Origin of the sequence: Flavobacterium sp. ov086, from assembly GCF_900187965.1 — a bacterium.
In the GTDB taxonomy this organism is placed as follows: Bacteria; Bacteroidota; Bacteroidia; order Flavobacteriales; family Flavobacteriaceae; genus Flavobacterium.
Genome location: NZ_FZNL01000004.1, coordinates 204,521 through 223,481, shown reverse-complemented (window position 1 = coordinate 223,481; position 18,961 = coordinate 204,521). Strand labels below are relative to the sequence as shown.

At 34.6% G+C, this 18,961-nt stretch carries 16 protein-coding genes; 8 read left to right on the top strand and 8 right to left on the bottom strand.

Translation table 11 applies throughout. The features are described 5' to 3' along the window. Nucleotide 1: 1 nt before the first annotated feature. From CHB81_RS06510 to CHB81_RS06495, 4 genes are all read left to right on the top strand, one after another. Entirely contained in the window at nt 2-1,354 is a 1,353-nt protein-coding gene (locus tag CHB81_RS06510) for a DUF3526 domain-containing protein (RefSeq protein WP_089351082.1), read from the top strand. A 166-nt stretch (nt 1,355-1,520) separates the two neighbouring features. Beyond that, nucleotides 1,521-1,847 (top strand): helix-turn-helix transcriptional regulator, encoded by a 327-nt coding sequence (locus CHB81_RS06505; protein WP_089351081.1) that lies wholly within the window; start codon nt 1,521-1,523, stop codon nt 1,845-1,847. Nucleotides 1,848-1,905: 58 nt separating this feature from the next. After that, the gene (locus CHB81_RS06500; RefSeq protein WP_089351080.1) at nt 1,906-2,379 is read left to right on the top strand and encodes a DUF6428 family protein; all 474 of its coding nucleotides are present in this window, start codon (nt 1,906-1,908) and stop codon (nt 2,377-2,379) included. Between the two features lie 432 nt (nt 2,380-2,811). Beyond that, nucleotides 2,812-3,222 (top strand): arsenate reductase ArsC, encoded by a 411-nt coding sequence (locus CHB81_RS06495; protein ID WP_089351079.1) that lies wholly within the window; start codon nt 2,812-2,814, stop codon nt 3,220-3,222. Nucleotides 3,223-3,305: 83 nt separating this feature from the next. On the opposite strand, the gene CHB81_RS06490 is transcribed toward CHB81_RS06495, so the two are convergent. Further along, complete coding sequence (locus CHB81_RS06490; protein WP_089351078.1) at nt 3,306-4,751, bottom strand: serine hydrolase domain-containing protein; 1,446 nt, start codon at nt 4,749-4,751, stop codon at nt 3,306-3,308. Between the two features lie 865 nt (nt 4,752-5,616). Here CHB81_RS06490 and CHB81_RS06485 point away from each other — a divergent pair. Further along, nucleotides 5,617-6,267 (top strand): VOC family protein, encoded by a 651-nt coding sequence (locus CHB81_RS06485; protein WP_089351077.1) that lies wholly within the window; start codon nt 5,617-5,619, stop codon nt 6,265-6,267. A 79-nt stretch (nt 6,268-6,346) separates the two neighbouring features. Then, nucleotides 6,347-6,748: a tautomerase family protein gene (locus CHB81_RS06480; RefSeq protein WP_089351076.1), complete on the top strand. Its 402-nt coding sequence runs from the start codon at nt 6,347-6,349 to the stop codon at nt 6,746-6,748. 25 nt (nt 6,749-6,773) lie between these two features. On the opposite strand, the gene CHB81_RS06475 is transcribed toward CHB81_RS06480, so the two are convergent. From CHB81_RS06475 to CHB81_RS06455, 5 genes are all read right to left on the bottom strand, one after another. Next, on the bottom strand, nt 6,774-8,768 hold the full coding sequence (locus tag CHB81_RS06475; RefSeq protein WP_089351075.1) for a heavy metal translocating P-type ATPase: 1,995 nt from the start codon (nt 8,766-8,768) through the stop codon (nt 6,774-6,776). 264 nt (nt 8,769-9,032) lie between these two features. Continuing rightward, entirely contained in the window at nt 9,033-10,307 is a 1,275-nt protein-coding gene (locus tag CHB81_RS06470; RefSeq protein ID WP_089351074.1) for an efflux RND transporter periplasmic adaptor subunit, read from the bottom strand. Between the two features lies 1 nt (nt 10,308). Further along, complete coding sequence (locus tag CHB81_RS06465; protein ID WP_089351073.1) at nt 10,309-11,604, bottom strand: TolC family protein; 1,296 nt, start codon at nt 11,602-11,604, stop codon at nt 10,309-10,311. Nucleotides 11,605-11,615: 11 nt separating this feature from the next. After that, nucleotides 11,616-14,768 carry a CusA/CzcA family heavy metal efflux RND transporter gene (locus CHB81_RS06460; protein WP_089351072.1) on the bottom strand — a complete coding sequence of 1,051 codons (3,153 nt, stop codon included), beginning with the start codon at nt 14,766-14,768 and terminating at the stop codon, nt 11,616-11,618. A gap of 108 nt (nt 14,769-14,876) precedes the next feature. Beyond that, on the bottom strand, nt 14,877-15,200 hold the full coding sequence (locus CHB81_RS06455) for a DUF6660 family protein (protein ID WP_254920989.1): 324 nt from the start codon (nt 15,198-15,200) through the stop codon (nt 14,877-14,879). A gap of 321 nt (nt 15,201-15,521) precedes the next feature. Here CHB81_RS06455 and CHB81_RS06450 point away from each other — a divergent pair, with 321 nt between their 5' ends. Together CHB81_RS06450 and CHB81_RS06445 are read left to right on the top strand one after the other, a co-directional pair. Then, a complete protein-coding gene (locus CHB81_RS06450) occupies nt 15,522-16,640 on the top strand; it encodes a hypothetical protein (protein ID WP_089351071.1) in 1,119 nt (372 codons plus the stop codon). 10 nt (nt 16,641-16,650) lie between these two features. Then, the gene (locus tag CHB81_RS06445) at nt 16,651-17,421 is read left to right on the top strand and encodes a porin family protein (RefSeq protein ID WP_089351070.1); all 771 of its coding nucleotides are present in this window, start codon (nt 16,651-16,653) and stop codon (nt 17,419-17,421) included. Between the two features lie 148 nt (nt 17,422-17,569). On the opposite strand, the gene CHB81_RS06440 is transcribed toward CHB81_RS06445, so the two are convergent. Next, on the bottom strand, nt 17,570-18,166 hold the full coding sequence (locus CHB81_RS06440) for a chemotaxis protein CheB (protein ID WP_089351069.1): 597 nt from the start codon (nt 18,164-18,166) through the stop codon (nt 17,570-17,572). Continuing rightward, complete coding sequence (locus tag CHB81_RS06435; protein WP_089351068.1) at nt 18,148-18,957, bottom strand: protein-glutamate O-methyltransferase CheR; 810 nt, start codon at nt 18,955-18,957, stop codon at nt 18,148-18,150. The genes CHB81_RS06440 and CHB81_RS06435 overlap by 19 nt, the downstream gene beginning before the upstream one ends. Nucleotides 18,958-18,961: the final 4 nt, after the last annotated feature.

Genomic DNA, 18,961 nt, shown 5'->3' with positions numbered 1-18,961 from the left:
TATGTTAACACTACTTTTTAAAAATTTCATTCGGTCAAAGGGAACCAAAATTGGACTGATATTCCTTTTAATAATCTGTTTCATAAGTTTATTAATCGGGCAGCAATTTCAACAGAAACAGCAAAACAATATTACTCAAGCTGCAATATATCAAAAAGAACATATTGCAAGAAATGCTGCCTTTCATAAAGACGAAATTGGACTTCTACTCTATTATATCAAATTTTCATTGGTCAATAAAACGCTTCCAATAAACAGCTTGTCAATTGGTCAGCGCGATATAAATCCGTCGATTCAAAGTGTTACGATTCGTGGTCTGGAAGCTCAGAAATATGACTCAGAACTCAATAATCCGAATAACCTTTTGTCCGGAAATCTTGACTTTAGTTTCGTATTGATCTATCTCTTTCCTCTTTTGATTATTGCTTTTTCGTATAATCTGGTTTCGGAAGAAAAAGAAAGTGGAACCTGGAAAATTGTCGCCACGCAAAGTCAAAACACTTTTTTATATATTCTTAAACTATTCAATATCCGAATTTTAAGTTTAATTACAGTATTAACGATTGTACTTGTTGCTGCCATTTTACTTTTAAAAATCCCATTTGACCAATCACTTCTAACGTTTTACATAATTGGTATTCTGTATATTCTTTTTTGGTTTAGTGCTTGCTTTTTTATTGTTTCCTTACAGAAAAACTCAAACTTCAATGCTGTTATTTTATTAACAATTTGGTTGTTCTTGATCATTATTTTGCCGGCAACAATCAATACTTATATTGTCAATAAATACCCAATTCCCGAGGCTTTAGAATTAACGGTGAAACAAAGAAATGCTTATCATGAAAAGTGGGACATGGATAAAAAAATTACAATGGATAAATTCTACCATCATTATCCACAATTTAAGCATTATCCTTTGCCAAACACCGAATTCAGCTGGCTTTGGTATTATGCGATGCAACAAGCAGGAGACGACGATTCGGCAAGACAATCTCAGGAGTTAGAAAATAAACTGGAACAACGAAACAAAGCCAGTCAAACGATTGCAAAATTTATCCCAACATTACATGCTCAAATTCAACTAAATGAAATTGCCAAATCTGACTTAGGAAATCAGCTTTTATTCTTGAAAGAAACCAAACAATTCCACGAAAAAATGCGTTTGTATTTCTATCCCAAAATATTTGATAATGCCCCTGTCGATAAACAAAACTGGACAAAATTTAAGGTCGAAACATTCAGTGATTCGTCACAAATAAACTTTGCAAAAGCTCTTTTACCATTATTAATTTTCAATATTTTATTAATTGGTTTTGGATGGATAAATTTCAAAAACAATAAACAAACATTTTAAGATTGTTATCTGTTTTCTTTACTATATAAGTGATATAAGTTCATGTAAAAAAAATTACATTACGCTTGACTTAAATCACTTATATGGTTTCTATTATATAAAAAAGTTAAAATATTTTTCATTTTAAATTTAATATCGTAATATTGCGATATTAAAATATAGTATAATGGGAGCAACTAAAACCGAACACTTTACGGATAAACAAAATCAGATAGCAACTATTGCCAAAGCATTAGGACATCCTGCGAGAATTGCTATTATTGAATACCTTTTGAAAGTCAATGAATGTATTTGTGGTGACATTGTAAACGAATTACCGCTCGCACAACCTACGGTTTCTCAACATCTTAAAGAACTAAAAAATGCCGGACTTATAAAAGGAAATATCGAAGGAAATGCGATTTGTTATTGCATTAATGAAGAAACTTTTGATGTTTTAAAAGCATATTTCACCAATATTATTACTGTTACAAAAGATCAAAAATGTTGCTAAAGCATTTTTTTAATTTCCTATATCGCAATATTGCATTATAACTATAAAATAAAAAACAATGAAACTATCAGACATTAAAAACATACTTCCAACGCTTGAAAACGTAGAATTTCAATTGGAAAACGGAACTTTTGTCCCTGAACACTTCCACGTTACAGAGGTTGGAATGAGTAGTAAGGATTTTATCGATTGCGGCGGTGTTATACGTCACGAGAAAGTAGTAAACTTTCAGCTTTGGAATGCCAATGATTATGAGCATCGCTTAAAACCAGCCAAACTTTTACATATCATTAATCTTTCTGAGGAAAAGCTAAAAATTGAAGATCTCAATATTGAAGTTGAATATCAAAACGAAACCATTGGCAGATATGATTTAGAATTTAATGGTAAAAATTTCATCCTGAAAAGCAAAACTACAGCTTGTTTAGCCCAAGATGCCTGTGGGATTCCATCAGAAAAGCAGAAGATAAGCTTAACTCAACTACATACTGATTCAACAAACTCATGCTCGCCAGGTTCAGGTTGTTGTTAATTATAATAGTAGAATCAAGAATTGAAATGTGTCGTTAGGCATGAAATGTTGATGTTAGAGAAATATTCTAATCGATTATAATGGCAGTAGAAAATGTGCCTTTAGGCATTAAATGTTGGTAAAAAAATAAAGCGGAATTAAATCCAGCGTGTCGTAGGTACACAACAAGCATCGTTATGTTGCGTACCTACGGTACGCTTTTACCTTTTGAATCTAAATTAGCTACCTACATTTAATACTTAACGGCACAACATAAAATCCATGAAACCTTGAATTACAACCTTCCAAACCTTGATTCGTCTATGTTCAACCTATTAATTAAATACAAAAAACCAATTATTATCACCACATCTGTTATTGTATTGCAGGTTATTTTTGGCTTTGATCCAAAGTTTTGCATTATCAATATCATTTGGTTATTCGTTTAAAATTATGAAAAAGAAAATTCTGGTGCTTTGCACCGGTAACAGTTGCAGAAGCCAAATTGCCGAGGCTTATTTGAGGTACTTTTTTGATGACAAAGCCGAAATTTACAGCGCCGGAGTTGAAACCCACGGTGTAAATCCCAAAGCAATTGCAACGCTGAAAGAAGATGGTATTGATATTTCTAATCACACCTCAAATCATATTGATGAGTATCACAACATAGATTTTGATCTTATAATTACCGTTTGTGACAATGCGAAAGAACGCTGTCCGTTTTTTCCATCAAAGGCTGAAAAACTGCATCACAATTTTCCGGATCCTGCTAAAGCAACAGGAACCGAAGAGGAAATTATGGAGGAATTTAGAAGCGTCAGACAAATCATAAAAGAATATTGTCGCACATTACAAATTTCTTAATTGTCGTTATATTAATTTTAAAAGCCTATTTCAAACAAATGAAATAGGCTTTTTATTAGAAAGTTTATCTTCCAAATTTCGTTTTATTTTAAAAGTTCCTTTAGCTCCTTTATTTTCAAACTAATTTTAGTTTGATATCCAGGATCTGTATTTAATTCAGCTGCTTTAGTATAACTCGCAATAGCATTTTTTATATCCTTATTTACCTCATATGCTTCTCCTAAACTGTCATAAACATTGCTTGATTTAGGATATTCTTTGGCATTCAAACTGAAAACCGAAACTGCTTCCGGCAATTTTTTATCCACGTATAAAAGTATATATCCAATTGTATTAAGATTTTCCTCTAAATTAACATTTGCATATTTTGAGTCTTTTTTCAAAGTATTAAATGTGTTTTTTAAGTCTGAAACATTCTCTTTTGCAGTCTTCAATAAAGTTTCATAAGCTGTAAAACTATAATCAATAATATCATTATCAACAAAATAAGCAATACGGTTAACTATATTTTCGACATTAGCATCGCTTCCTATACCGTTTGTCAGAAATATAATGCTCAGATTATCTTTTGGGAAATTTCTGTAAGCTGCTCTTCTTCCACCGGAAAAACCATAAGATGTATGTCCGTTTATAACACGTTCATCCCAGCCAAAAGTAAATTTGTAATCTGTTTTGGTATACGGAAATAACTCCCACATAGTTTTTTTAGTTTTCTCACTAATAAGTTTATTTTGATTGAATTTATTATCCCATTCTATAAATTCATCCATAGTAATATTAATACCATTGCAACTGTTTAAATAACTTCCGTTATTTGAAAGTCCGATTTGCATCTTACCTCCAGAAAAATTATTATAGGGTGTAACTCTGTTCAAAATAATATCCCTGGAATCTGTAGAGAACAAAATCCCTTTGTTTGCAGCTTGACTTGCAAACTGATTTCCAATTATAAATGCTTCAATATCTTGTTTGCTAATCGTTTCAATAATTTTTTGAAGCAACCAAAAATTAGTTTGATTGTACTCATATTTTGCGCCTTTCTCAAACTGAATCGCATCGGCAAATACTTTTTCTCTGGCTTCTTTTTCCGGTAATTGTTCGTAATTTACAATATCCGGAAGTCCTGAAGAATGTGTCATTAAATGTTTAACCTGCACAGAATTCCAGGTTGAAGGTAAATCCGGAAGGTATTTTGAAATAGGATCTTCTAATGCTAATTTATTTTGCTCGATTAATTGAAAAGCTCCGGTAACAATAATCACTTTTGTCAGGGAATAAATTCTAAAAACAGATTTATCAGATACTGGAACATCATTCTCAATGTTTGCTTTTCCGTAATTATTTCTGTGGATAATTTTACCGTTTTGAATCACTGCTACGGCAATTCCCGGCATATTATATTTTCCAACAACCTCAGATAAATACTGATCAATTTGTGTGTTTATAGTCTGTTTTGTCTTTGCTTTTTCCTGTCCGTTTGAAAGCGTAAAGGATAATAAGGCTGTAAGCGAAATAAATAATTTTAGCATATAAATTGGTTTTCAGTTAAAGACTCTTCTTTTTATTTTTTGTGACAGTTATTGATAACAATTATTGAAATCTTTCTAATAATGCATTAAATCATAGTATTTTGCCTTCAAAATGGTATAAATATAACCGAATTTCTTCATTGAAAAATTTATCTGCAAAACTTTTCTTCAGACCTTTTCCTAAATAATTTAAACTCTTCTTTTAAATATATATGTAGCTGACTAAAATCCCTAATAGAAATTACTTTATCCTGAAATTGTACAGCAAATTCAAAAAATAAATCTATATTTTTTATATCTTTATTATTAAAAGTTCCTGAGAAGCGCAATATTTATAGCCAATACAACACATTCACTCAATTAGCTCCAGCGAAGCGTTATCTTTGTTTTTCTTTTGATTATTTAAATGTCACCCCGATGGACTTCTTTGAAAATGATTGAAATTTCTATAAATATAACGTCCCGATGGGACTTATTAAATACCTTTTTTACGCATACAAAATCTATCCCTAAGTGCAATGTGATTAAGTTAAGATATTTTAGATTGAAGATTAACGATTGCTGATTTTTGATTTAATGCTGGTAAATATTAAGATTGTCGATTTTACACTGTTTCAAACATCTGAAATCAAAAATCGTTAATCAAATTTCATAAATCATTTCATCGTTTCTTTCTTAACTTAATGACATTGCCCGAAGCGTCGGGACTATGTGTTAAAACTAATTACATCCAATACGTTTTCTCATAGTAATTCGTTATGCTTTCATTGAAGTATAAAATCGCTCGTGAATCATAATGCTAAGGGCTTTTTTTAAATTTGTTTGAAACGAAAAGAAGTCTTCACTTCTTATAAATAATACCACTATGAAGCTAGAACATATACAAATTCAAACCAACAATATTCTCGAAACTGCTGCATTTTATAAAGATATTCTGGAATTGCCTATTATAGAAAAAACGCCACAAACTGTTACCATTAAAGCGGGAGATTCGATCCTGAAGTTTACTGAAAATCCTGATTTTAATTCTATTTATCATTTTGCTTTTAATATTCCGGAGAACAAACTTGAGGAAGCTATAGAATGGTGCAAAAACAAAATAGACCTGCTGCTTATTGAAGATCAGCGTGTAATTGCTACTTTTGAAACCTGGAATTCCAACGCGGTTTATTTCTATGATAACAATGGGAATTTGCTGGAGTTTATTGCCAGACATGATCTTGATAATTTGCAAATAAAAGGATTCAGTTCTAAATCAATATTGAACATTAGCGAAATTGGTATCGTTAATGAAAATCCAATGGAATTAGGAGACCAATTAGTAGAAGATCATGATCTTGCTTTTTTTGCTAAAAATTTTAACAGCGAAAATTTTGCTGCTATTGGCGATGACGAAGGTTTGCTGATTATTGTGAAACCTTATAGAAATTGGTACCCAACACAAACGCCTTCTAAAAGTAATAAAACAGAGGTTCGATTGGAAAATAACGGAACCAAAATTGAACTAAATTTTTAGTGTAAATTCAAATTTCTCAAAACTAAATATTTCCTATTTTTATAGAAAATCTTTTTCCCAATAAATAAAACTCCAAAAAATGCCATTTGTACGAATCAGTCTGCCGAAAAAACTTTCGTTGGAAACCAAAAACAATATTTCAGAAGCAATTCATCAATCATTAATCGAAGAATTTAATATTCCTAAGGATGATTATTTTCATGTCATTGAAGAACTCGAAACACATCAAATAAAATATCCCGAAAGTTATCTTGGAGTTTCACATTCTGAAGAAATTATTTATGTGCAGATTACTGCGGGACAAGGAAGAACTTTGGAACAAAAGAAAAAATTATACAATCAGATCGCTACCAAAATTTCTACGGCAACAGAAATCCTGATCAATAACGTTATTATTGTTTTATTAGAAAATAATGGTCTTGAAAACTGGTCTTTTGGTAATGGTGAAATTCAGGAATCGGCACATTTAAAAAAACTATAAATCGCCGCTAAGCTGCGGCGATTGTTTAAAATTTCATTTTCTGGATTCTCACGGCGTTTAATATTGCCAAAAGCGCCACACCAACATCGGCAAAAACAGCTTCCCACATTGTGGCAAGTCCGCCTGCGCCCAGAATTAGAACAAATGCTTTGACTACAAATGCCAAAGTAATATTTTGCCAGACGATCTTTTTAGTTTGTTTACCAATGTTTATCGCCATTGGGATTTTACTTGGTTTATCGTCCTGAATTACAATATCGGCAGTTTCGATCGTGGCATCACTTCCTAAACCTCCCATCGCAATCCCAACGGTGCTTAGAGCGATTACAGGCGCATCATTTACGCCATCGCCTACAAAGGCTACAGTTTCATTTTTGGCTTTAATCTCGTTTAATTTATTGACTTTATCTTCCGGCAATAAATCTCCAAAAGCATTTGAAATCCCTAGTTTATTAGCAACAAATTGTACGACATTGGTTTTATCACCGCTTAACATGGTTACTTTAACGCCCAAAGCTTTCAGTTTATTAACTGTTTCCTGTGCATCAGCTTTAATTTCATCAGCAATAGTCAGATATCCTGCAAACTTTTTATCGTAAGCAATTGCAATTGTGGTGTATACAACTGCATTTGGATCAACATTATACGCAATATTGAATTTATCCATCAATTTGAAATTCCCCACATGTAATTCCTTTTCATTAATCTCTGCTTTTAATCCGTGTCCGGAAATTTCTTCGACGTTTTTCAATTTTACCGAAGCATCAATTTTCCCCACATGATTGTGAATCGCTGTCGCCACAGGATGCGTACTCTGACTTTCGAGAACATTAACCAGTTTCAGGATTTCGTCTTTGTCAAAATTATCTCCAATAATAACTTCCTGAACTTTAAAAACGCCTTCGGTCATGGTTCCTGTTTTATCCATCACCACATTCTGAATCGTAGAAATACTATCTAAAAAGTTACTTCCTTTAAAGAGGATTCCATTTTTACTCGCAGCGCCAATTCCGCCAAAATAACCCAACGGAATACTAATTACCAGCGCACAAGGACATGAAATTACCAGGAAAACCAAAGCTCTGTACAACCAATCGCTAAAGACGTAATTATCTACAAAAAGCATTGGCAACAAGCAAATTGCAATTGCCAGATAAACTACAATTGGGGTGTAAATCTTGGCAAATTTTCGAATAAACAATTCCGCCGGAGCTTTTTTGGTCGTGGCATTTTGTACCATTTCCAGAATTTTAGAAAGCTTACTATCATTATAAGCCGTCGTTACTTTTACCTGCGCAATAGTGTTTCCGTTAATCATTCCCGCCAAAACAGTTTCGCCTTTTACCTTAGTATCCGGTTTGCTTTCTCCCGTAAGTGCCGCAGTATTAAACGAAGCAGTATCTGACAATAATTCGCCGTCTAAACCTAGTTTTTCTCCCGCTTTAAGCTGAATTATTGATCCTATCTTAGCATCAACAGCTTTAATTTTTGTTGCGACATTATTTTCTAAAATATTAACCTCATCCGGTCTTTGATCCAGTAAGCTTTTAATGTTCGATTTTGCCCTGCTAACCGCCAATCCCTGAAAGTTTTCGCCAATAGTATAAAACAACATTACGGCAACGCCCTCAGGATATTCACCAATTGCAAATGCTCCGATTGTAGCAATACACATCAGGAAAAATTCAGAAAAAACATCACCTTTTATAATGCTTTCATACGCTTCTTTAAGAACCGGAATTCCAACTGGTAAATAAGCAATAACATACCAGGCAATTCTAACGTAACCCGAAAACCAGGTTTGTGGAAAATAATTGTCAAACCCAATCCCAATAAGTAATAAAGCAAAGGAAATTATAGCCGGCAAAAACATTTGAAACAAACTGCCTTCTGCGCCGTGATCGTGGTCGTGATCGTGTCCGTCATTTTCAGAATAGCTATGATCTTCATGCGCTGAACAACATCCTGATTGGTTAACTTTCTTTTTAATTACTTTTTCTTTTATATGTTGATGTTCCATAGGAAAGTCTCAGATTGAAAATTTATTTAAATATGCTCTAAATTTAAGGATTTTGTCGCAATTGTTTCTATGTAAAATTATTTAATCTCGCGAAGTCGCAGAGTCACAAAGTTTTTATTGCGTTACGCCTTCTTTTTAAGTTTCAAAAGATTAAAAACTTAAAAAGCAATCTAAAAACAAAGCTTTGCGAATCTGCAACTTTGCGAGAAAATTTCACACCAACTTAAAAAAAAACTTAGCGCCTTTGCGCCTTCGCGGCAAAAACTAATGACTATGCTCTCCTCCACCTTTCATTGCTGATAACAAATAAAAAGCACCTTTTGTTACAATTTTAGCATTCGCATCAATTCGATCCACAAACTTCACTTCGGTAAAACCTAAATCTGTTGTGCCCGGAATCACTTCAATGGCTTTAAAGTGAATTTCTTTTTCATGTGGTGTTCCTTTTTCTGTTTCTTTTTCTTCGTGTTTATCTGCATGTTCGTCTTCTTCAACAAAAACAAAGTATTTATCGGCATTTCGAACGACAGCATCTTTTGGTAAAGCCGGAACTGTAGTATTGGTAATGTTGATATTCGCCGAAACATACATTCCCGGAATCAGTCCTTTTGCATCTTCCGACTCTATTTTGGCATGAACAGCAACAGTTTTACTTTCGTTAGAAAAGGATTTATTGATTCCGAATATTTTTCCTTTAATTGATTTATTGGATTGATTTGTAAGCACAAAATCAATTACTTGTCCAACCGAAATAGAACCCAAATCTTTCTCATAAACATTCAAATCTAAGTGCATTTGGCTATTATCAACCACTTCAAACAATGCAACTCCGGTTTGTGCATAGGCGCCCTTTGCTATTTTAATATTCCCAACATAACCGCTGATTGGCGCTACAATTGGCACTAATGATGTACTGCCCTTTATGCTCACATGCAATGCTCCTAATTTGTCTTTTGCAGCTTGTGCTCTGGCTCTTTCTGCTGCCAGTTTTGCTTTTACTTCCTGAAAAACTTTCCTTGGATTCACATTTTCATCACTCAAAGTCTTCTGACGATTGTATTCTAATTGCAAATATTCGATATTGGCTGTAGCCGAATGATATTCTTCCTGCATTTCGATAACTTCCAGATTCTGGATTGTTGCCAAAACCTTTCCTTTGTTGACAAAAGTCCCTTCCAAAACAAAAATATCTTTCACCGTTCCTCCTATTAAGGTCGAAACTTCGGCAGAATTTTGAGGAGGAACTGTCGTGTAACCATTGGCTTTTATGACTTTGTTGAGATTTCTGTTTTCAACAAACCCTGTTTCGATTCCAACTGTTTTGTATTGAGATTCGTTTAAAGCGATTTCTGTTTGTTCTTTTTCTTCTTCAGGCGCTTCCTCTGTTTTCTTTTGAGTACAAGACAATATTATAACCGCAAAGCACGCTAAGAGAGAAAAGCGCAAAGCACGCAAAGGAATTAAACTTTGTGAACTTTGTGAGAATCTTTGCTCCTTAAGCTTCGGGATTGCGGTTAAACTTTTATATATATTTTTCATTTTAATTGTTTTTGATAGTTGGAAATTGAAGTTCGATAGCACTTTGATTGTAGTTATGAGTCGCCTCTGTATATTGTTTTTTAATATCAATTGCCTGATTTAAAAAACTGATGTACGACCAATAACTCATATCGCCATTGGCATAACTTTTTTGCGCCGTATTGATAATCTGATCAGCGTATTGCAAGCCTTCTTTCTGATAATAATCTAATGCTTTTTGCTGTTTTTCGAAGTTATTTTGCAGTTCTTGCTTTTGCAGATTTAGCGTTAGTTTATTTTTATCCAATGCCAATTGCGATTGCGAAATACTAATCTCAGATGCCTTGGCTTTCGCCGAATTTACGCCTCCAAACAACGGAATTTGCAATCCCGCCGTGAAACCCTGAAACAAAGATTCAGTGTTGATTGTTTGAGCAAAATAACCCAATCCCAGTTTGGGTGTTCGCATTGCTTTGTGCGTGTTCGCTTCTTTTTGATATACCGAAATTTGCTGTTGGTAATAATCCGTCATTAAGCCTTCTGCCAGCGAATTTCCATCTTCTTTTATAATTGAATATTCCAAAGATGTTTTTTCGTCCGGAACTATATTTTCATCCGTTTGAACAAAAAACTGCAATTGCTTTTGATAAATTGCCAAGTCATAATCCAATTGTGCCTTTTGCGTTTCGATTTCTTTTACTTTCGCTTTAGCGCTAATCACTTCAATATTTCCGCTTTCTCCGGTTTTAAAACGAAGTTCAGCGTTCTTTAGAAATTTGGTATAAATATCATTCAATTCCGAGTTCAACTTCTGAATTGAAACTCCGTATAAATATTGATAATATGCTAATGTTACGGCTTTTTCTACTTCGTAAGAGGATAAAGCTTTTCGTTTTTCGGCTAGTTTCACCAGTTCTTCCTGCAATTGGCGATTGGCTTTGGTGATATTCCCAATTGGAAAAAACTGCTGAATCGAAACATTATGATCAAAATCGGCACTATTGAATTGTCCGCCCTGATATTGCACTTGCAATGGATCTGCCTGAAATGCGGTCTTTTTTAGAACGGTTTGTTTTTCAATTTCTTTATCGGCGATTTTTAAATCGATGTTGTTTGATTTGGCAAGTTCTATTGCTTTTTCCAGACTTATTTTTTCTTGTGCCTGCGAAATTGTGCTAACCAACAGGAACGTGATTAACCATAAAGTTTTATGGGCCAATTGAAGCTTATTTAACCGCAATCCAGAAGCTTCGGAAGCAAAGATTTTCGCAAAGTTCGCAAAGGGGTTTGTGTTTAAATTATATCTTGTGTCTTTCATCTTGTGTCTTTTTAATTTTCTTGGCGTTCTTCGCGTAAATCTTCGCGCTCTTTGCGGTTAACTCCTCGCTCCAATAACAAATACAGGATTGGTAAAACGATTAACGTCAATAAAGTTGCTGAGGCTAATCCGCCAATTACTACGGTTGCGAGAGGTTTTTGCACTTCTGCTCCACCGCTTGTTGATAATGCCATTGGTAAAAATCCAAGTGACGCTACGGCTGCGGTCATTAAAACGGGACGTAATCTGGTTTTAGTTCCAATTAAAACTCGTTGCAACGGATCTAGTATTCCTTCCGTTTTCAATTGATTGAAATACGAAATCAATACAATTCCGTTTAAAACTGCAATTCCGAATAAAGCAATAAAACCAATTCCTGCCGAAATACTAAACGGCATTCCACGCAACCAAAGTGCAAAAACACCACCAATTGCAGATAATGGAATTGCGGTAAATATCAATCCGGCTTGTTTGAAACTTTTAAAAGTGAAATAAAGCAGCACTAATATTAATCCCAATGCGATTGGCAACGCTATCGAAAGTCGTTTTGTTGCTTCGATCAGGTTTTCGAACTGCCCGCCATAAGTCACATAATAACCTGCCGGAAGTTTGAAGCTCTTGTCTAACTTCTGCTGAATTTCTTCAACAACACTTTTAATATCACGGCCACGAACATTTAATCCAATCGTGATTCGGCGTTTACCATCTTCACGGGTTACTTGTACCGGACCTTGCTCATAATCTACGGTTGCAACTTGCGAAAGCGGTACTTGTTGTCCGTTTGGTAACGGAATAAACAAATTGCTGACATCGGTAATATCGGCGCGATTATCCTGATTCATTCGTACTACAACATCAAATCGTTTACTTTCGTCGTAGATTTTACCAGCACTTTCGCCTGCAAATGACGAACGAATAATCTGGTTGATATCAGAAATATTCAATCCATATAAAGCGATTTTGTTGTAATCGTATTTAATTGTTATTTGCGGTAATCCTGTTACTTTATCGGCTTTTAAGTCGCCAATTCCTTCGATACCTTTAATTTTCGAAATTAATTCCTTCGCTTTAGCATCCAGAATTTCTAAATCATCACCAAAAATTTTGATCGCAATATCACTTCGGCTTCCGGTCATTAATTCGTTAAAACGCATTTGTATTGGCTGTGAAATCTCAATATTGGCGCCAGGAATTACTTCCATTTCTTCTTTCATGGCATTTGCCAGATCTTCCCAATTGTGATATTTCCCAGTCCATTCTTTTTTGTCTTTCAAAACAATAATCAAATCGCCGCTTTCAATAGGCATTGGATCGGTTGGAATTTCGCCACTTCCTATTTTGGTCACAATAGTTTTGATCTCGGGGAATTTGGCTTTTAAAATCTGTTCGTATTTCGTGGCAGTTTCCACCATCTGCGTAAGCGAACTTCCGGTCATAATTGTTGCATTTATTGCCAAATCGCCTTCTTCGATGGTTGGTATAAATTCTCCTCCCATATTATTAAATACAATTAACCCAAGCGCAAATAAACCTAATGAAATTCCTAAAACGATCTTTTTAAATTGTAACGCTTTTTCGAGAAACGGTGAATAAATGGACTCTAACCAAGCCATCATTCTGTCGCTGAAATTCTCTTTGTGTTCCGTATTTTTAGACAAGAACAACGCACTCATCATAGGTACATATGTCAACGAAAGTATAAATGCTCCTGCAACAGCAAAACCAACGGTCATCGCCATAGGTCTGAACATTTTTCCTTCGGTTCCTATTAAAGCGAGAATTGGCAGATACACAATCAGGATAATAATTTCGCCAAAAGCGGCACTATTCCTTATTTTTGAAGCTGAGTTGTAGACTTCAGTGTCCATTTCGCTTTGCGATAAATCTTTCTTGCGTTTCAGTTTTTGCAAATGATGCATGGTGGCTTCAACAATAATCACGGCTCCGTCGACAATAATTCCAAAATCGATTGCTCCTAAACTCATTAAGTTTCCGCTTACGCCAAAGGCATTCATTAAAATAATAGCAAAAAGCATCGCTAACGGAATAACAGATGCTACGATCAAACCGGCACGGAGATTTCCCAAAAATAAAATCAGGACGAATATTACGATTAGTGCACCTTCTAATAAGTTTTTTGTTATGGTTCCGATAGCGTTATCTACCAGCTTTCCTCTATCAATAAAAGCTTCAGCAACGACACCTTCTGGCAGACTTTTATTAATCTGAATCATTTTTTCATGAATTCTATTGACAACTGCGCTGGAATTTTCTCCTTTTAGCATCAAAACCATTCCTGAAACAATCTCCCCTTTCCCGTCTTTGGTCGAAGCTCCATAACGCAATGCAACGCCTTCGCGAACTTCGGCAACATCACGAACTAAAACTGGTGAACCATTTCGGTTTTTAACCACTACATTTCCCAGATCAGTGATTCCTTTTGCCATTCCCACGCCCCGAATAAAATAAGCCAGCTTATCTTTTTCGATATAAGCACCACCAGTATTTTGGTTGTTTTTTGCGAGTGCATCAAAAATTTCTGTAATTGTAACGCCAAGACTGTTTAGTGTATTTGGATTTACAGCAATTTCGTATTGCTTTAGTTTTCCACCCCAGGCACTAACTTCTGCAACGCCCTTAACACCTTGCAGTTGCGGAATAATAATCCAATCCTGAATGGTTCTTAGTTGTATGGCATCGTATTTATTTTCATAGCCTTTTTTGGCATAAACATCGTATTGATAAATTTCGCCTAAACCGGTTGTAATTGGCGCCAATTCCGGTGAACCTGCATAAGCTGGAATGTTCTCTTCGGCTTGTTTTAATCGTTGAAATATTTGTTCTCTTGCCCAGTAAATATCAACATCGTCTTCAAAAACAACGGTTACAACTGATAATCCAAAACGAGAAATACTGCGAAGTTCTATAATATTAGGAACTGTTTTTACAGCTTGTTCCAGCGGATATGTGATTAATTGCTCTACTTCCTGAGTTGCCAGTGTTGGTGCAGTTGTAATAATCTGTACCTGATTGTTGGTAATATCCGGCAACGCATCAAGCGGCAATTGTTTGACAGAATAGCTTCCCCAAGCTATTAAAATAAGGGTAAATAGTAGTATAACGAATTTGTTCTTTATACTAAACTGTATGATTTTATCTAACATTTTAATGGTATAATGATGTGAGAAATCAGGCAAAGTACTGCCTGTTTAAATACTGTGGAAAATCCACAATGCTCTAACCCAAATCCCGAAATATCGGGGCGGGCATCATTATGCTATTTGAGGGGGTTGCCAAATACTTCCGTAGAAACTGGAAGCAAAAACTGAATTATAATTGGGTAACTGAATTGAAATGATAGGATTAACTACAGAAAAATCAAAAGTTACAGTAGTTTGGTAACTTAAAACCTGTGCACCACAACAATTGCAAGCGCAAAATGGTGAACACAAATCATTGTCTTTATCGTGTGAATGGTTGTCTTCTGATGAAAACTGGGCAGTTTTATGAGCAACACTATTTACTTCCATATCTGCACAGGGCATATTTGAAAGTGCCATTAAATAAACTGATAATATAATTGTTATCCATTTCACGGTACAAAAATACTATTTATTTTGATTCAAAAACTTAAAAGTTTTAGAAATGATGTTCCTCAAAAAGAATAAATGCCTTACAAATCCAATTGAAATTTTTTCGTAAAAAATGCGCACTTTCTTGAAAATTATTGCAACTGGTAAGAAAATTTACTTAACTTTAACACTAATTAACATATATTCCAAAATAAAACACCTTTCCATTTTCAATCCAATTTACTGAAACACAAAAAGATAAGAAGACATTTCTTTAAGAATACATTAGTACCCATTTATTTTAAGCAGTCCTATATTAATTAATTTTATAATACTACAAAATCAATGAAATTCAATACACTAATATTAGCCTTATTATTCTTTAGCATGCCTATTTTTGCACAGGTTTATACTGATAAAATCGTAGGTCAAAAAAATCAGCTTCTTAAAGATAGTCTTAAAATCGAAAATTACCCCTACGCATTACCAATTTGGGGAGAAAAAGTAGCCCAAAAAGGATATAACTTACCTTATTCTGCAGGTCTTTCCGTAAATTACTTTTGGCAAGATTCTGAGATCATCATCAATGACTTGGAAGTAGGTTTTAATAACGGTCCTATGTATAATCTGGACGAAATTGTTCGTTTTGATAAATCTTCTGTAGAAGCTGGGGCTTTGACGATCAGACCTGATATTTGGCTGCTTCCTTTTTTGAATGTATACGGGATTTTTGGAAAAGCAAATACTGCAACCAAAATTAATGCAGGAATTTGGGTTCCTGATGCTGATAATAATTGGTCGCAAGTAGCTAGTTTTAATACTAAAGCAAATTTTAATGCTACTACATTCGGACTCGGATTAACGCCAACCATAGGTATTGGCGGCGGCTGGTTTGCCCTCGATATGAATATGACCTGGACTGATATCAGTTCACTTGACAAACCTGCTTTCTCTTATGTTTTTGGTCCAAGACTGGGAAAAACTTTTAAATTGCGTAAACCCGAAAGAAATATTGCGCTTTGGGTTGGTGGCTTTAGAGTCCATATTTCCGGAGATACCAATGGAAATATTGCAATGTCAGACGTATTTGATTTATCAAATGCTCAGCAAAAAGTTGATGAAGGATTGACAAAAGTATCTGACAATCAAACCAAAGTTAACAATTGGTGGGATGGTTTAACGCCCGCACAACAAGCAAATCCTATAAATGTTGCTAAACATAATACTGCAAACCGCGCACTCGAAAAAGCCGGAACTTTCTTAACGTCTTTAGATGGTGCTCTGAGTACGGCTGGAGATTCATCTGTTCAATATTCGCTTCAAAAAGCACCAAAAGATATGTGGAACTTCCTGATAGGATCTCAATTTCAATACAATAAACATATCATGTTTCGTGCAGAAGTTGGATTTTTAGGTAGTCGTACACAAGTTTTAGGTGGTCTTCAGTATCGTTTTGGACTTTAAACCCAACTATATGAAAAAAGGTTTATTATTGCTTATCGCATTGTTTTGCTTTGCTCCTGTTCAATCGCAAGTTTTAATTTCCCTTATTTTTGGAGATAAACTTAACTCTCCATTTTTAGAATTTGGTTTAGAAGGCGGCGTCAATTTTTCTACAATTTCCGGTTTGGATACTTCAGGTACAGAACCTGGATTTAATCTTGGTTTTTACTTTGATATTCGGTCTAAAAAAAATCCGGCATGGATGATTAATACCGGAGTTATCGTAAAATCACCAATGGGAGCGCACGGTTTACCGGTATATTCCTTAAATGATGAAAATCTGGATAATACGTTTGCCAATGGAAGTGTGAATCGCGAAATACGTTATTTTAATGTTCCTATTTTAATTAAATATCAATTCAAAAACAGAATATATCTCAAAACCGGACCTCAATTTGGTTTGTTGGCGAAAGCTTTTGACGAATTCAAGCAAGAATACAATAAAGATGATGTGGTTTACAAAAAAAATATTCGCGATCAAATTCGTGTTATTGATGCGGGAGTAGCTCTTGGAGCCGGTTATCATATGAATGTTGGAAATGGTTTGAATGTTACGATTCAATATTACTATGGTTTGGTTCCTGTAATGAAAGGCGACGGTCCAAATGTCTACAACAGATCTTTGTATGTAACAGCAGGAATCCCTATTGGGAAAGGAAAAGCGGCACAAAGAAGGGCTGAAAAAGAAGCGGAACTTAATAAAGTGATTCTTCCTGAAGATGAAAAACCAAAAACTAAATAATAATTATAAATAAAAATCCATACTACGCAACAAAACGATAACTGTTGTGTACCTACGGCACACTAATATTTATCTTAATTCTTGCTTTCTACCAATATATAGTGCCTAAAGGCACATTGGCAAGAAATTTTACTTGTGCCTTTAGGCACTAAATGTTGGCAGCAACATTGATCGAAATAATAAATTGTAACAATTCTTCATTGTTTAAAACGAAATCTGGAGTTGTGTTCTGAATGGCGTTATTGGGCATAAAAGGCATATCTGCAGATTCAGGATTTTGAACGACAATCGTTCCTCCCGAAGCTTTGATGGCTTTTAAACCATAAGTTCCGTCAGTATTAGAGCCCGATAATAAAATACCTACTAAAGATTCTCCATAAACTTCTGCCGCAGATTCAAACGAAACATCAATGCTTGGCCGACTATAGTTTACTTTTTCTGAAGTATCCAGAGAAAGTGTTTCATTTTTTTCGAATAATAAATGATAGTTGGAAGGCGCGACATAAATAAATCCGGATTTAAGCGGCACTTTATCTTCCAGAGGTTTTACAGCAACACTTGCTTTAAAAGCAATGAGATCTTCCAGCGTTTGATCATCAGTGCTTTTTCGATGCAGCACAATTACAAGTGCAAAATTATTCAATTTATCAATTTCCGGCAAGATTTGCATTAACGCATTCAAACTTCCCGCAGATCCGCCAATGATAACAACTTTACAGTTTGATATTATTTTATTTTCCTCCATATTTTCGCTTTGTCCAACTGTTTGTATTTACCTGAATCAATCGAATATTTGATGGTTTCTTTAGTTCCCAGGGCTAAAAACCCTAAAACAGCCAAACTTTCATCAAATAAATTAATGACTCTTTTTTGAAGATCATTATCAAAATAAATTAAAACATTGCGGCATAAAATCAAATCAAATTCATTAAAAGAAGTATCAGAAACCAGATTATGCTGTGAGAAAACCATCTTTTCGCCCAGTTCTTCATTAAACTTGGCAATACCGTAATTGGCAATATAATAGCTCGAGAAATCTTCTTGTCCGCCCGCATCACGATAATTTTCTGAGTATTCTTTCATCATCCGTAAAGGGAAAATTCCTTTTTTGGCAGTTTCTAAAACTGTCGCATTTATATCTGTCGCATAAATTAACGATTTATGAAGCAATCCGGCTTCTTTGAGCATTATTGCCATCGAATATACTTCTTCGCCCGTAGAACAGCCTGCGTGCCACAATCTGATGAAAGGTTTTGTACCCAATAAAGGCAAAATTTCATTGCGAACAACGGCATAAAAAGCAGGATCACGAAACATTTCTGTCACATTTACCGTGATTTCATCTACCATTCTTTTATAATATTCCGGATCATAACGAACTTTGGAGAGAAATTCATGAAAGTGCTTAAATCCATCTAGCTGAATTACTCTGCTCACACGTCTTTTTAATGAAGCTCTGGAATAATTTCCAAAATCAAAACCATAATATTCATAAACATCATTAATAAGCGTTTCTAATTCGATATCCTCAATCATAATC

Coding starts and splice junctions, on each gene's coding strand:
- CHB81_RS06510 (WP_089351082.1), top strand. CDS start 2: ATGTTAACACTACTTTTTAAAAATTTCATTCGGTCAAAGGGAACCAAA.
- CHB81_RS06505 (WP_089351081.1), top strand. CDS start 1,521: ATGGGAGCAACTAAAACCGAACACTTTACGGATAAACAAAATCAGATA.
- CHB81_RS06500 (WP_089351080.1), top strand. CDS start 1,906: ATGAAACTATCAGACATTAAAAACATACTTCCAACGCTTGAAAACGTA.
- CHB81_RS06495 (WP_089351079.1), top strand. CDS start 2,812: ATGAAAAAGAAAATTCTGGTGCTTTGCACCGGTAACAGTTGCAGAAGC.
- CHB81_RS06490 (WP_089351078.1), bottom strand. CDS start 4,751: ATGCTAAAATTATTTATTTCGCTTACAGCCTTATTATCCTTTACGCTT.
- CHB81_RS06485 (WP_089351077.1), top strand. CDS start 5,617: ATGAAGCTAGAACATATACAAATTCAAACCAACAATATTCTCGAAACT.
- CHB81_RS06480 (WP_089351076.1), top strand. CDS start 6,347: ATGCCATTTGTACGAATCAGTCTGCCGAAAAAACTTTCGTTGGAAACC.
- CHB81_RS06475 (WP_089351075.1), bottom strand. CDS start 8,768: ATGGAACATCAACATATAAAAGAAAAAGTAATTAAAAAGAAAGTTAAC.
- CHB81_RS06470 (WP_089351074.1), bottom strand. CDS start 10,307: ATGAAAAATATATATAAAAGTTTAACCGCAATCCCGAAGCTTAAGGAG.
- CHB81_RS06465 (WP_089351073.1), bottom strand. CDS start 11,604: ATGAAAGACACAAGATATAATTTAAACACAAACCCCTTTGCGAACTTT.
- CHB81_RS06460 (WP_089351072.1), bottom strand. CDS start 14,768: ATGTTAGATAAAATCATACAGTTTAGTATAAAGAACAAATTCGTTATA.
- CHB81_RS06450 (WP_089351071.1), top strand. CDS start 15,522: ATGAAATTCAATACACTAATATTAGCCTTATTATTCTTTAGCATGCCT.
- CHB81_RS06445 (WP_089351070.1), top strand. CDS start 16,651: ATGAAAAAAGGTTTATTATTGCTTATCGCATTGTTTTGCTTTGCTCCT.
- CHB81_RS06440 (WP_089351069.1), bottom strand. CDS start 18,166: ATGGAGGAAAATAAAATAATATCAAACTGTAAAGTTGTTATCATTGGC.
- CHB81_RS06435 (WP_089351068.1), bottom strand. CDS start 18,957: ATGATTGAGGATATCGAATTAGAAACGCTTATTAATGATGTTTATGAA.